At 61.0% G+C, this 13,887-nt stretch carries 11 protein-coding genes; 3 read left to right on the top strand and 8 right to left on the bottom strand.

Features of this window, described 5'->3' with window-relative positions:
• Window positions 1-104: 104 nt before the first annotated feature.
• From GFM02_RS23555 to GFM02_RS23540, 4 genes are all read right to left on the bottom strand, one after another.
• Complete coding sequence (locus GFM02_RS23555) at window positions 105-1,649, bottom strand: methionine--tRNA ligase (protein ID WP_168322961.1); 1,545 nt, start codon at window positions 1,647-1,649, stop codon at window positions 105-107.
• A 248-nt stretch (window positions 1,650-1,897) separates the two neighbouring features.
• Window positions 1,898-3,244, bottom strand: coding sequence for an SLC13 family permease (locus GFM02_RS23550; RefSeq protein WP_168322960.1), 1,347 nt, complete (start codon window positions 3,242-3,244; stop codon window positions 1,898-1,900).
• Window positions 3,245-3,341: 97 nt separating this feature from the next.
• Window positions 3,342-4,856 (bottom strand): AMP-binding protein, encoded by a 1,515-nt coding sequence (locus GFM02_RS23545; protein WP_168322959.1) that lies wholly within the window; start codon window positions 4,854-4,856, stop codon window positions 3,342-3,344.
• On the bottom strand, window positions 4,853-6,277 hold the full coding sequence (locus tag GFM02_RS23540; RefSeq protein WP_168322958.1) for a malonyl-CoA decarboxylase: 1,425 nt from the start codon (window positions 6,275-6,277) through the stop codon (window positions 4,853-4,855). The genes GFM02_RS23545 and GFM02_RS23540 overlap by 4 nt, the downstream gene beginning before the upstream one ends.
• 152 nt (window positions 6,278-6,429) lie before the next feature.
• On the opposite strand from GFM02_RS23540, the gene GFM02_RS23535 reads away from it, so the two are divergent.
• A complete protein-coding gene (locus GFM02_RS23535) occupies window positions 6,430-7,080 on the top strand; it encodes a GntR family transcriptional regulator (RefSeq protein ID WP_168322957.1) in 651 nt (216 codons plus the stop codon).
• Between the two features lie 84 nt (window positions 7,081-7,164).
• Here GFM02_RS23535 and GFM02_RS23530 read toward each other — a convergent pair whose 3' ends face one another.
• The 4 genes from GFM02_RS23530 to GFM02_RS23515 form a co-directional block, all read right to left on the bottom strand.
• A complete protein-coding gene (locus GFM02_RS23530; RefSeq protein ID WP_168322956.1) occupies window positions 7,165-7,911 on the bottom strand; it encodes a GntR family transcriptional regulator in 747 nt (248 codons plus the stop codon).
• Window positions 7,912-8,074: 163 nt separating this feature from the next.
• Complete coding sequence (locus GFM02_RS23525) at window positions 8,075-9,205, bottom strand: sugar phosphate isomerase/epimerase family protein (protein ID WP_168322955.1); 1,131 nt, start codon at window positions 9,203-9,205, stop codon at window positions 8,075-8,077.
• A gap of 88 nt (window positions 9,206-9,293) precedes the next feature.
• Window positions 9,294-10,166: an amino acid ABC transporter permease gene (locus GFM02_RS23520; RefSeq protein ID WP_168322954.1), complete on the bottom strand. Its 873-nt coding sequence runs from the start codon at window positions 10,164-10,166 to the stop codon at window positions 9,294-9,296.
• A gap of 5 nt (window positions 10,167-10,171) precedes the next feature.
• Window positions 10,172-11,104, bottom strand: a complete 933-nt coding sequence (locus GFM02_RS23515; RefSeq protein ID WP_168322953.1) for an ABC transporter substrate-binding protein — start codon at window positions 11,102-11,104, stop codon at window positions 10,172-10,174.
• Window positions 11,105-11,607: 503 nt separating this feature from the next.
• Here GFM02_RS23515 and GFM02_RS23510 point away from each other — a divergent pair.
• Complete coding sequence (locus GFM02_RS23510; RefSeq protein ID WP_168322952.1) at window positions 11,608-12,834, top strand: ABC transporter ATP-binding protein; 1,227 nt, start codon at window positions 11,608-11,610, stop codon at window positions 12,832-12,834.
• A gap of 2 nt (window positions 12,835-12,836) precedes the next feature.
• Complete coding sequence (locus tag GFM02_RS23505; protein WP_348643990.1) at window positions 12,837-13,886, top strand: PotD/PotF family extracellular solute-binding protein; 1,050 nt, start codon at window positions 12,837-12,839, stop codon at window positions 13,884-13,886.
• Window position 13,887 lies beyond the last annotated feature (1 nt).

Raw genomic sequence — 13,887 nt, 5'->3', positions numbered from 1 at the left:
GTCCGCTGTCAGCGCAGACTGCCCTCTCCTACCGCCGCCAACCAGGCTCGAATTCTGCGCTGCCTTGGTTACAGCGCAGGGTCGCTGGTCTCGGCTGCTTCCCTTCACGTTGCCGCTCTCTGTGGAAAGAGGACAGCTTGCGGAGCGGCTTTGACCCCGCCCACGATCAAGGGGTCGCGATAGAGGCGAGGAGACGGTATTCCAAGCCTCGAATGCAGCGTTGCGGCCGAACTTGGCAGGAACGGCAGGAGGCAGCGGGCAATGATCGCAAGGCCATAGACCTGCTCGGCCAGGGAGGCGCCGAGACGAGCTGCGGTCGCCTTCCGATCTTCCGGCGTGAGATCGGCAAGCAGGGCTTTTGCATCCGCCCACGGCGCGCATTGTGTAAACCGCCTGTTCGCCTCGCCGATAAACGCAAAAATTTCGGCGAGGCCGACATGGAGCTCGTAGGCATCGAAAGCCTGGGCCACCTTCCCCGGAAGGCGGGCAGCCTCGTCCACGAACGCGCTGTCCGGCACGGGCGGAACGATTCCGTCGAATGACGTGGACAGAAGCGCAAGCACCCGGTTGGCGAGGTTTCCGAGCTGCCCGGCGAGCTCGCCCGACCACGCGGCTTCGAGACGCTCGGCGGAGAAATCGCCATCGTCTCCCGAGCGTATATGCCGGAGCAGGTAATAGCGCAGTGCGTCCGGCGTTCCATAGGATTGGATGATGCGTTCCGGATCGATGCCGTTGCCGGCCGACTTGCCGATCTTCCTGCCGTCCACCGTGACGTAACCATGCACGAGGATCGAGGATGGTGGCGGCAGGCCTGCCGACAGCAGGATGGCCGGCCAGTAGATGGCGTGGAACTTGGAGATGCCCTTTCCGACGACATGGATGCGTTGGCCGCCGTTCCAGTAGCGCTGCAACAGGGGTTCATCGGACCCGAGGCTGAGACCAGTGAGGTAGTTCGCCAAAGCATCGAACCAGACGTAGACGACCTCATCTCCATCGGGGATGGGAACGCCCCAGCCTCGCGCCCGCTCCGCACTGCGCGACACGCTGATGTCGGTTAGGCCGCGCCGCAGCAGGGCAAGGATTTCATTGCGCCGATGAGCCGGGACGATCCGAAGCTCGCCGGTCTCGACCAACTCGATGAGCCGGTCGCCGTAACGGGAGAGACGGAAGAACCAGTTCTCCTCACGGATGGTCTCAAGGGCAATGCCATGTTCCGGGCAGCGCCCGTCATCGAGTTCCGACGGCTCGTAGAACTGCTCGCAACCGACGCAATAGAGACCCTCATAGGCCTTGCGATAAAGGTCACCCTTTTCAGCGCCTGCCTTCCACAAGGCGTGGACGCAGGCGATATGCCTTGGATCGCGGGAGGTGCGGACGAATTCCTCGTTGGAGATATCGAGCAGGCTGCCAAGGTGCTCGAACCTGTCCGCGTTCGCATTGACGAAGTCCTTGACCTGCACTCCCGCGGCTTCCGCCGACCGGACATTCTTCAGGCTGTTGTCATCGGTTCCGCACTGGAACCTGATGTCGTGGCCGAGAAGCCGGAAATGGCGGGCATAGGCATCGGCCTGGACGAGTTCGAGGGCAAAGCCCACATGCGGCGCGGCATTCACATAGGGGATCGAGGTGGTGATGTAGATCGTGTTCATCGGTGTTTCCTTTCGAAGGCTGTTTGCCCCGCGAGACGGATCGACCCATGAAAAGACCGCCTCGAGGGCGGTCGCTGGTGCATTCTGGACGCACGAAACCCGCCACGCTATGAGCGCGGCATCATCATCACGAAAGTGCTGATCAGGGTGTTGTCCATGCGATTTTCTAGCATCGCGGGCCATTTCGAACAAGCGTGCCGCCGCGGGCCGTGACCTGCGGCGGAAAGCGATGGTTTCCTGGCCCGCCGTCACACCAGCCCGGGCACGACGAACACCAACCAGGCGACGACCGGGCCGATGATCGCGATCAGCGCGCTGTAGATCAGCAGCTGTCGCAGCACCTGCTCTCGCCAGTCGTCCGGCGCATTGGCGACGACAAGCGCGCCATTGGTGGAAAACGGGCTGGTATCGACAATCGTCGTCGAGATGGCGATCGCCGCGACCACACCGATGGCGCTGACATGTCCTTGCAAGAGGAATGGGACTGCAAGCGGGATGATCGCGCCGAGCAGCGCGGTCGAGGATGCAAAAGCCGAGACGATAGCACCGGTAAAGCAAAGCAGAAGCGCCACCAGCAGCGGCATGCCGAGACTGGATATGCCATTCGCCACGTAGTCGACAGTCCCGGCCTTCTCCATGACGCCGACATAGGTGATGATGCCTGATATCAGCAGCACGGTCGACCAGCTGACCTTGTCGATTGCCGCCTTCTGGGTCTTCGGTGACAAGAGCGCCAGCGCGACGGCGACGGTCATGGCGACGAGGCCGACGTTGAACTTGAAGACCAGGGCGCCGATGCCGAGCGCCGTCAGGCCGATCAAGGTGGTAATTCTCTCATTGTTCAGGCGCAAGGTCGTCGCGGTATCCGCCGCCGTACCATAGGCATGCTCCCTGATCGCTTTTGCCGGCGTGCCGCCGTGACCTCTGATCGACTCCGATACGCCCTCTGGATGGAGTTCGGGCAAGGGGCCAAGTGACGCGGGATCTTGCTTCATCACTTTTGCGCCGCCGAAAACGAAGAACACCAGCACCGCGATCGCCAGGTTGAAGAAGAAGCTGGAGAGAAACAGCGAGGTCGGGGCGAAAGGCAGGCCGGCCTTCGCAACGATCTGGTTGGTGATACCGCCATAGATGCTGATCGGCGAAAAGCCGCCCGCCTGCGCGCCGTGGATCACCATCAGGCCCATCATGACCGGGTGGATGCGGTACTGCACGGCAAAGCTCAACGCGACGGGTGCGAGAATGGCGACCGCGGCAGGCCCAAGCGCACCGAAACCGGTAATGATGGCGGCGACCAGGAACATCACCCAGGGAATCAAGCCGATCCGCCCGCGCACCAGGCGGACGGCACATTCGACGAGCCAGTCGATCGTGCCGTTGATCTGCGCTATGGCGAAGAGATAGGTGACGGCGACGAGTGTCAGGAATAGATCACTCGGAAAGCCGGCAAAAATATCGCTGGTTTTCATCCCGATGATCATCGAGCCGAGCACGAAGGCGCCGGCAAAGGCGAGCGCACCCATATTGATCGGCTGGATCGTCGCAATGATGAACATCGCGACCAGCAGGCCTATGGCCAATAGTTCAATACCCATGATTCCCCTCCCTCCGACGCCTCCAGCGCCGTCGTTGTTGTGTTCAAGATTGATGCGGGATGTCGACGCACCCTCCTCCCAGAGGGCGCAATCGCCTTTACGTCTTGGTGTAGAGATCGGCGTATTGCTGCCGCAGGATGTTTTTCTGAACCTTACCCATGGTGTTGCGCGGCAGGTCGTCGGCGAAGATGATGCGCTTGGGTTGTTTGTAGCGTGCAAGGCGGTCCTGGAGGGCGCTGACGATGGTCTTCTCATCCAGGGCGGCGCCGGGCTTGCACACGACGACGGCCGTTACGCCTTCTCCGAAATCGGGATGCGGCACACCGATTACAGCGCTCTCAACCACACCCTCGATCTGGTCGATCTCGCCCTCGACCTCTTTCGGATAGATGTTGTATCCACCCGAAATCACCAGATCCTTGCCGCGACCGACGATGTGGACATAACCTTCCCGGTCGATCTTGCCGAGATCGCCGCTGATGAAGAAACCATCTGTCGTGAACTCGGCCGCCGTCTTTTCCGGCATGCGCCAATAACCCTTGAAGACGTTCGGTCCCTTGATCTCGATCATGCCCGTCTCTTCAGGCGGCAGCACCAGCCCGGTGGCGGGATCGGTGACGCGCACCGTCACATCAGGCAGCGGGAAACCTACCGTTCCGGCAATCCGTTTCCCCTCATAGGGGTTGGACGTATTCATATTGGTTTCCGTCATGCCGTAGCGCTCGAGAATGGCGTGACCGGTGCGGGCCTGGAACTCGGTATGGGTTTCTGCCAGCAGGGGAGCGGAACCGGAAATGAAGAGGCGGATGTTGGCGACCGCCTTTCTATCGAGGCGCGGGCTTTGCAGGAGGCGCACATAGAAGGTCGGCACGCCCATCATCATCGTTGCCTGCGGCATCAGCGACAGGATCTCCTCCGGATCGAACTTCGAGAGCAGGAACATCGAGGCGCCGGCGAGCAGTGTGACGTTTGTGGCGACGAACAGCCCATGCGTGTGGAAGATCGGCAAGGCATGGATCAGCCGATCGTCGGCGGTGACGCGCCAATAGTCTCGCAAGGTCAGGGCGTTCGAGAGCAGGTTCCCATGTGTGAGCATCGCCCCCTTGGAGCGTCCGGTCGTTCCCGACGTGTAGAGGATCGCAGCCAGATCATCCGCGGTACGCGAGGCATCGACAAAGTCGGCCGGCTCATCGCGTGCGAGATCCAGCAACGAGCCGCTGCCGTCGGCATCGAGCGTTTCAACGATCGCGCCGTGAAGCTTGGCGATTTTCTCCACGCCCCCTCTCGCAGCCGACGCGACAACCACCAAACGCGGCTCCGCATCGCCGATAAAATAATCGAGCTCAGCCAGCGTATAGGCGGTGTTGAGCGGCAGGTAGACCGCACCGGTTCGAAGACAGGCGAGATAGAGGATCAGTGCCTCGGCACTTTTCTCGACTTGCACCGCCACCCGATCGCCGGGGCGAATGCCGAGCGTGTCCATCGCGCCGGCAACGCGGCCGGAAAGAGCGAGCGCGTCATCATAGGTCCATGTACGCTTGCTATCGATCCGGATGAACGGTGCGTCACCGGGCGCAGCCGTCCGCATGGCGTCGAAAAGATGGTTGCTCACTTTCGCCCTCCTCCAAGCGTCGAGTTCATTATCTGTGCGAATGGCCGGGAGCCTTGCTGGCCATTGCCGCCGCGGCGGCTTTCGTCGTTCTGGTTGAGCAAGCTCTTGACGGCAGGCGAGGCAATCACCTCGCCGCGCTGCGCTAAGGCCTCGTGGTTGGCCACGATATCGTCGAGCTTGTAGAGATAGTTGACCATCAGGCCGTGGGCCTGCTGCATCGCCTTGGCCGAGCGGTCGCCGAGAAAATTCAGTCTTTCGAGTCGAGCGCCGTTGCCGAGATGGAAGCGGGCGACAGGATCGATGGGGCGGCCCTCCGGCGTCCGTTCGGCCAGGAAATAGCGCGCTGCAAGAGGCAGCAGCACACGCTCCACTTCGCTCGCCGTATTCTCGTTGTCAGGCCAGCTCGGATCGTTGAGCAGCATCAGCGTTTCGCGGGCCGCTTCCGGCAGCAACCGGTCGGCGGCCGAGGCGCGCGCCTTGGCAAGCCAACGGGCAAAGCCCGGAACGGGCGATAGCGTGACGAAATTCTTGAGGCCGGGCAGGTCTCTGCGCAGGTCTTCCACGACTTGCTTGATCAGGAAGTTACCGAACGAGATGCCGCGCAGGCCATCCTGGCAGTTGGAGATGGAATAGAAGACAGCCGTCGTCGCCTCGTCGGCATTGATCTGCTCCCTGCCCTCGACCAGCACATCTCCGATCGCGCTGGGCACGGATCGTGTCAGCGCCACCTCGACGAACACGAGCGGATCGTCGGCCAGTCGGGGGTGGAAGAAGGCAAAGCATCGACGGTCGGCCGGCGCCAAACGACTGCGCAATTCCTCCCAGCCGGCGATCTCGTGCACGGCCTCGTATTTGATGATCTTTTCAAGGATGTAGGCCGGCGTCGACCAGTCGATGGGTCGCAGCGTCAGGAAGCCGCGATTGAACCAGGAGCCGAACAGATGCGTGAAGTCGGCGTCAAGCGCGTGATATCCTGTGGATTGGTCTTTGGAAGCAAGCAGATGCTCACGCATCCGGACAAGCTTGGCGGTGCCGTTCGGCGCGTGATTCAATCGGCGCAGAAGCTCCTGTCGCCGCGGCTCGGCTGCCTGGTGGAGCGCGATGATCGCGGCAGAGCTTTTGTCGGTGCGGTAATTTTCAATCGCCTGGTCGAGCTTGGTCGTGTCGGGTCCGAACTTTTCATGCAGCATATCGAGGAATGCCTGCGCGCCCTCGCTGTCGAGCGAGCCCCAGCGATCGAGTATCTCGGCCGCAAGTGCCATGCCCGAGGCTTCACCTCGGCTGGACAGCAGCATTTCACAGAGTGTCTGGAGATCGGCCTTGGCTGCGACCTGCGTGGCGCGGGAGCCGGAAAACAGGAGCTGGCGTCCGCGATCCGTGATGCTCTGCAGCATGTCGGTGAAGAAGGAAGCCTCAGACATGCCATTATCCTCTCTTCTGGGTGCGGACCGTTTTTGACGGCTGCTTCCCATCGTCGGGTTTCACCGGTAGTATGTAGAATGCCACTCTTCGTACACAAGGTCAATGATCGTGTATACAAGAAGTGACTTTGTGTATGAGGAAATTGAAACGGATGTCCGAGAATGTCGGCCGATGGCTTCGCGATGAGATTGAAAATTCCATTCTTTCCAACGAGTTCTCCCCCGGTGAGCGGCTCGACGAAATGGTGCTTGCGACGCGTTTCGGGGTCTCCCGCACGCCGGTGCGCGAGGCGCTGATGCAGCTCGATGCGATCGGCCTCATCGAAATTCGACCGCGCAGAGGCGCAATCGTCATCGATCCGGGGCCGCACCGCGTCTATGAGATGTTCGAGGTGATGGCCGAGCTGGAGGGCCTGGCCGGGTCGCTCGCCGCACGACGGCTGGACGAGGCCTCCCGGGAAGCGATCACGGCCACCCACAGCCGCTGTGAGAAATCAGCCGCTGCCGGTGACAGCGATGCCTATTATTACGACAATGAGGAGTTCCATAAGGCCATCTACGCGGCCGGCCGAAGCGAATTCCTCGAGGAGCAATGTCTGCAATTGCATCGACGCCTGCGGCCTTATCGCCGCCTCCAGCTGCGCGTGCGCAACCGCCTGTCGACCTCCTTCTCAGAACATTGCGCCATCGTCGATGCGATCTTTGCCGGAGACGGAGATGAAGCCCGCCGCCTGCTGCGGACGCATGTCGGCATTCAGGGGGAGAGGTTCAGCGATCTGGTCGCAAGCATGGCGGTCAGATGATTTGACAGCGCGACCGAGCTCAGGCTGCAGGAAAGCCCCACACCCGCGCGATGGAAGCCGTCATCCGATGCGCGCGGGTCTCCATCAGGAAAAATTCTCCAGCACGGCCAGGAATGTGTGCCGGTCGCCCTGCCCTTCGGTCAGTCGCACGCGACCCTCGATGTCGGCGAGATGGTGGTCCATCAGCTGTTGCGCCTTGGCGAGGTTTTTCTCCTTCAGGGCGGCAACGATCATGCGATGGTGGTCCGCGCCGCAGTCGTCCTTGCGGTCCTCTTCGTACAAAGACATGACCAGCGAAAGCCGGGCGACGATCTTGGCGAGCACTTCCGTCAGCACCGGGTTGCCGGCGATTTCGGCAAGCACGATGTGGAACTTGCCGGACAGAACCGTCTTCGACTTTTCGTCGCCATGGTGGTGGATGTGCTCTTCTTCGTCGGTCAGCTTCTGCAGCGCATCCAGCTGCTCCGGCGTGACGCGGGCGATGACGAGTTCCAGAAGCAGGCCCTCGATCTTCCGGCGCGCCTCGAAAAGGCTCTTGGCCTGCTCGACGGTCGGCTCGGCAACGAAGGTGCCGCGGTTTCTCTTTCGCTCCAGCAGGTGGTCGCTTTCAAGCACGCCGAGCGCCCCGCGCACCACCGTTCGGCTGACACCGAAATGCTCGGCGATCGCTTCCTCCAGGATCTTGGTGCCGGGCTTCAGCGCCCCTTCACCGATGGCGGCGGCAAGCGTGGCGCGGATGCGTTCCGAAACATCGTCATTGGTATCGGTGCTTTCCACAGGCCCACTGGCCGCGGTCATCACCTTGGCACTCTGACGGCGCATCTTCCTCATTGCGGTCTCCAAATTGCCTCTGGCGGCTCGGCGTGGATTCGATCGATCACCAGATATCCAAGCACGATAATTATTTCCATAAGAATATTTTTGCGTAAATAATTCCGGCGCCAGCGTTTCGATAGGCGGTGCCGATGGAAAAACGCCGGCACCGCCTCGGGACTCAAGCCGCTTTCTGCTTCTTTTCCGGCACCGACAGGGCAATGCCCTTTTCGGCGCAAACCGTCTCGACATGACGCGCTGATTGCTGGATGAAGGCGATTGCCTCGTCGAAACCGTAGGATTGCACCTCATAGGTCGGATAGCCGTAGCGGCGGCTCTCATAGGCCTCCCAGTCGAGAACAGCCCCGGAGGCGACCCGTTTCTCATAGGCATCCACCATCGCCATGTAGGCCGCAAGCTCATCCGCCGTCAGGTCGGGGTGGCCGGCGCGCCAGATAGGATCGTCGATCTCGATGGACTGGCGCGGATTGGCCTTGCGGGGCTTGTCGGCAACGGACTGGGCAACCTCCAGCGACAGGTTCAGCGTCGGGTTGGCGTCCGCAAGAATGGGGAGGATCGTGGCGAAGTCGACGATGCCGCCGCCAACGGGTCTGGTCTGGAAATCGAGACCACCCGGAGCGCGCCCGACATAGGCATCCTTGATATGGGTCTGGCGGATATAGGGAGCCAGGCGCTTGGCGGCGAAGACCGGATGCTCGCCCCGCTGCAGGCCGTTGGCGGTGTCGAAGACGACGCCGACACAATCGGCGCCGACCTTCTCGATCAATCGCAGGATCTCGAAGGAGGTGATTTCGTCGTGGGTTTCGATGTTCATGTGCGCGCCATTGGCGCGCGCGACGGGCGCGAGCTTGCGGAGGACCTTTTCGATCCCGAGCAACTGCTCTTCCCAGGTCACGTCGGTGCGGAAGCGGTCATTGGCCAGCCGGCCACGATATTCACCCTTGAAATTACCCGGAGCAACCCAGAGCTCATGGCAGCCGATCGCGGCACTTGCCTCGATCATGCGCGTGAAACCGGCAATGATATCGCCGCCGCCGGCTGCCCGCAGGGTCGGTTCCTCGGCGCTGCAATAAGGATTGATCTTGCCGATGCCGCTTTCGAGATAGAGGCCGAGGTCGTCGGCCTTCGCCCTGATCTCGCGCAGCAGGCCGCTGTCGAGGTCGGGGCTCATGTCCAGCGCCGTACTGAAGAAAATGCCTGCGAGCCCAAGTTCCTTGACGCGATCAAGGCTTGCCAGAGGCCCCCGCTTCTTTGCCTCGGGCAGCTTTATGCTGTCGATTCCCAATTTCATGTCATGCTCCTCTGCTGTTTCCTGATGGGGCGCGCTGCACTGGCGACCCCTTCGTTGTTGATCTCAATTCACGTCGATGGATCGGCGATCACCCCCGTCCGGGAGCGCGAGGCTTCTCTGCTGTCCGGCCTTTCGGAACGAGACTCTTTTCGAGATAGTGCTGGCCTATGGATGCGACGCTCGTGATGGCGAGGTACCAGATCGAGACGACGAACAGCAGTTCGATGACGAGGAAGTTCCGGGCGTAGATCGCCTGCGCCTGCGTCAGCAGATCCTGCATGCCGATGACCGAGACGATGGCACTGGCCTTCAGCATGCCGATGGCCTGGTTCCCCGTCGGCGGCACGATGATACGCGTGGCCTGGGGCATGATGACGGTGAAAAAAGTCTGTGTCTTTTTCAGCCCGAGCGCCGTGGCCGCTTCGCGCTGGCCGCGATCGACCGCGATCAGGCCTCCGCGGATGATCTCCGACATGTTCGCAGCTTCATGCAGCCCGAGTGCGAGGAAGCCGGCCAGGGCCGGCGTCACCAGATCGTTGATCGAAATGGTGAAGCTTCCCATCCCGACCTGCGGGATGAAGAGGGCGATATTGAACCAGAAGAAGATCTGGACAATCAGCGGCACGCCGCGAAACCACCAGACGAAGCCGGCGGCGATCACCTTGAGAACCAGGTTCTGGCTCGTCGCCATCAGCGCCAGCAGGCATCCGAGCACGATGCCGAACACCATGGCGCCAGCGGTCAGTTCAAGCGTCAGCAGCACGCCGCGCAGGATCGAAGGATCCACCAGGTAGCGGGGGATCTCGGACCATTGGATACTTTGGCTCCGCCCGACGACGAGCGCGAAGAAGGCCAGCGCTGAAATCGCGATGGCACCGGTTGCGATCTGGCCCCAACGCATCGGTCTTCCGACCGATGGCGCAAGGGAGAGCGATATGGGTGACGCTTGAAACAGGGCCATCGGCGTCAATCCGCGGGCATGCTGGCGGCATCGTTGACCTTGACGGTCTTCACGGCCAGCGGTCCGAGGCTCCACTTCTTCATGATGGTCTCGTAGGCGCCGGAGTCCACCATCTGCTGCAAGGCGGCAACGACGCTGTCGCGCAGCTGCGGATTGTCCTTGGCGGTCAGCATGCCGAGATAACCGACGGCAAGGCGGATATCCGGCAGCGCCTGCAGCCCCTTGCCGTTTCCGGTCTGGTGCTCGGTCGTGTAGACACTGGTGGCGTAACCGTTGACCGTGGCGTCAGCCCGCCCGGTGCGGACGGCCTGCAGCACATCCGGCATTTTCGGGATCGACATGATGTTGACCGGGGTCGCGCATTTGGCCGAGGCGGCTTCGACCATCCTCGCCTGGAAGGTACCGACGGGAACGGCGACCTTCTTGCCGCACAAATCCTCCAGGCCTTTGATGGCGAGAGGATTGTCCTTGATCGTCATGATCGTCGTCGCGTCATACATATAGTCGATGACGTCGACCTGCTTTTCCAGCTCCGGATCGTCGTTGATGCCCGAGATCGAGAGGTCGAAGCGCTTCGCCAATATGGAGGGCACGATTGCGGCACCCGCGCCGACATCGGTCATCTCAACATCGACACCCAGGATGACGCCGAGTGCGGCAGCGATATCGGCATCGATGCCGATCAGCTTGCCGTCTTCGCCATGAAAGCTGATCGGCGGCGTCAGGTCGGTCGCGACCTTCAGCACGCCCGACGACTTGATGGAGGGTGGCAGCCCGTCGGCCAGTTTCTGCGTGAGGACGACACCGGAAAGCTTGGCGACATCGGCATCGGCCGTCATCTTCTCGGCGGCACCTCCGGCAGCGTAAGCAGAGGCCGCGATCAAAGTGACCATCGCTCCGGCGACTCCGGCCTTCAAGATTTTCTGGATGCGCATCATGGTGATCCCCTGTCATTTTTGTATCGGTGAATTCTCGGGATCATCCATGCAATCGCCGTGCCACTTGCAGCTATTTGTCGATAAATACCTGATATTAAAATGATTTTTGTTGATGACGATATTTCGGATAGAGTTTCGCAATAGAATTCGCATAAAGTTTCGAACGCATAATGCACAATTTTTACGCTCCCAGGCCCCGCAGCATCGTTTTTGACCGCCTCATTCGCCCCCAAGACCCAAAAACACCTATTCAGAGGCCAAAACCCGCACTTTTCGGCGCTTGATCCCCGCTCAGGGGCCGTGGCTACTTCTATCCGATGCCCATTTAATATACTTAGCTGGCGAAAATTTATACAAAAGCAAGTGCGAATTTCAAATCTAATAATAATTATTATAAAGTTTCGAAACTTTATAAGTCACAAATATCGATTTATTTTCATTGGCTTGGCACATTCGTCAACGACGAGCGGCGAAACTGGCACGCCGCTTGCAATCCGTTTCTCATGAACAAGCTCGACGCAAAATTTCTCGCCGGACCGCATCTCCGTCTTGTGCCGGAGACCGCGCAGCAATCCGTGACCCCGACCCAGAACCAGGGAGGCCCTATGCCCATACCGAATATGGCTGAACGCAAACGGCTCAGCGTTCAGGGCCTCACACACAGCTATAGTGGCCAGAATGCCATCAGCGACGTGGCCTTCGATATCGAGGCCGGCGAGATCGTTGCCCTGCTCGGGCCGAGCGGCTGCGGCAAGTCGACCGTGCTGCGCGCCATTGCCGGGCTGATCCAGCCGAAGACCGGCAGGATTGTGCTCGGGGAGAAAGACTTGGCCGATGTCTCGGCCCGCTCACGCGGCGTCGGCATGGTCTTTCAGAACTATGCTTTGTTTCCGCATCTGACGGTCGCAGAAAACATCGCCTATCCGCTCGCCTGCCAGAAGCTTCCTCGCACTGAGCGCAAGGCGCGCGTCGAGGAGATGCTGTCGCTCGTCAGGCTCAAGGATTATGGCAACCGCCTGCCGCGGGAACTCTCCGGCGGCCAGCAGCAGCGCGTCGCCGTCGCCCGCGCAATCGCCGGGCGCCCCTCCCTTCTGCTTCTCGACGAACCCTTCGGCGCGCTCGACCGTGCCCTGCGTTTCGATCTGCAGGTGGAGCTGCTTCACCTGCAGAAGACGCTCGGCATCACGACGCTGATCGTCACGCATGATCAGGAGGAAGCCCAGAGCCTCGCAAACCGCCTGGTGCTGATGAACAAGGGCAATGTCGAGCAGATCGACACGCCGATGACCGTCTACGATCGCCCGAAGACGCTTTTCGTCAACACCTTCATCGGCCAGGCAAACCTGCTCAACGGAACGGTGCTGCGCCTCGATGCCGATAGCACGCTGATCGGTCTTGCCAATGACCGGACCCTGCTCCTGCCGCGCCGGTTGAATTTCACCCTCGGCTCGAAGGTGACGATCACCTTCCGGCCGGAAGAGGTTCGCCTGTCGACGCAGCCAGGCGAGAGCACCCTGCCGGTTCGCATGACGGTTTCCGTGCCGCTTGGCCCCTCCCTCGTCCATGACCTTGTTCTGGAAGACGGCACGGGCCTGCGCGCCTCCGAGGTCAGAGGCCCCACCACATTCATTCCCGAACCGGGAACGCAGCTATTTGCCGAGATCGACACCGCAAGGTGTCACGCCTTTCCGGCCGAACCGGAAATCATGAGTGAAGAAACAATTCAATAGAGGTGAACGTGATGAAGGACTTTCAGATTACCCGTCGTGGGTTCGGTTTCCTGGCGGCCGGTGTTGCCGCATCGGCCATGCTTCCATTTGCCGCCCGCGCTGCCGGCGGCGGAGCCGTTGCCGCCACTTTCCCAGGCAGCTGGGAAGACGCCTACCGCACAGTGCTGACGCCGATGGTCAAGGATGCAGGCTATGACCTGACCATTGCCCCGGCGATGGCGCAGGACCAGCTTGCCAAGATCATGGCGAGCCCCGGCAACCCGCCCTATGACACGCTGCTGATGTCGCCCGGCCAGATGGCCGTCGCCATCGAGAAGGATCTCATCCAGAAGATCGATCCGAGCAAGCTCAAGAACTGGGGCATGCTCGATCCGTCCTTCCAGGGCGAATACGGCCCGACCGTGACCATCGAAGTCAACGGCATCGCCTACAATCCCGATCTCGTTCCGAAGCCGAAGGGTTATCGCGATCTCTTCGAAAACCCGGCCTATAGCGGCAAGGTTTCCTGGACCGGCTTTGCCTCGAACACCGCCGTCATGGCCTATACCGAGATCGCCAGGATCTTCGGTTCCGGCCCCAACGACATGGACGCCGTCTTCAAGCTGTTCAAGGATCATCCGGAGCATCTGAAGGGCGTGGTCGACAGCACCAACCATCAGATGACGCTGTTCCAGCAGGGTGAAATCGCCGTTTTCATGTGCTCGACCGGCAACGTCGCCCGCCTGAAGAGCCTCGGCCTCAACGCCGAGTTCGTCCAACCCGAAACCGGCTCGCCGGCAGCCCCTGTCAATATCCACCTGACCAAGGGCACGGCCAATCTCGACGCGGCCTATGCCTATATGGATGCCGCCATCTCCAAGGCCGCCCAGGACCAGCTCAAGGAGCCGCCGACCGAGATGTTCCCGACCAACAAGGACGTGGCGCTGACGCCGGGCATCGAAGCCTATGTCACCCGCGACCAGATCAAGACCATGGTCTATCCGGACTGGGTCGCGATCAATAAGAACCGCGACGGCTGGATTCGCCAGTTCGACGCCCTCGTTGCCGGTTGAG

The organism is Rhizobium leguminosarum bv. viciae (assembly GCF_012276115.1).
Classification (GTDB): domain Bacteria; phylum Pseudomonadota; class Alphaproteobacteria; order Rhizobiales; family Rhizobiaceae; genus Rhizobium; species Rhizobium leguminosarum_T.
This window is presented reverse-complemented; position numbering and strand designations above follow the sequence as displayed.

Excerpts from the sequence above, each read along its gene's own strand:
- GFM02_RS23555 (WP_168322961.1), bottom strand. The coding sequence starts at position 1,649 with ATGAACACGATCTACATCACCACCTCGATCCCCTATGTGAATGCCGCG.
- GFM02_RS23550 (WP_168322960.1), bottom strand. The coding sequence starts at position 3,244 with ATGGGTATTGAACTATTGGCCATAGGCCTGCTGGTCGCGATGTTCATC.
- GFM02_RS23540 (WP_168322958.1), bottom strand. The coding sequence starts at position 6,277 with ATGTCTGAGGCTTCCTTCTTCACCGACATGCTGCAGAGCATCACGGAT.
- GFM02_RS23535 (WP_168322957.1), top strand. The coding sequence starts at position 6,430 with ATGTCCGAGAATGTCGGCCGATGGCTTCGCGATGAGATTGAAAATTCC.
- GFM02_RS23530 (WP_168322956.1), bottom strand. The coding sequence starts at position 7,911 with ATGAGGAAGATGCGCCGTCAGAGTGCCAAGGTGATGACCGCGGCCAGT.
- GFM02_RS23525 (WP_168322955.1), bottom strand. The coding sequence starts at position 9,205 with ATGAAATTGGGAATCGACAGCATAAAGCTGCCCGAGGCAAAGAAGCGG.
- GFM02_RS23520 (WP_168322954.1), bottom strand. The coding sequence starts at position 10,166 with ATGGCCCTGTTTCAAGCGTCACCCATATCGCTCTCCCTTGCGCCATCG.
- GFM02_RS23515 (WP_168322953.1), bottom strand. The coding sequence starts at position 11,104 with ATGATGCGCATCCAGAAAATCTTGAAGGCCGGAGTCGCCGGAGCGATG.
- GFM02_RS23510 (WP_168322952.1), top strand. The coding sequence starts at position 11,608 with ATGAACAAGCTCGACGCAAAATTTCTCGCCGGACCGCATCTCCGTCTT.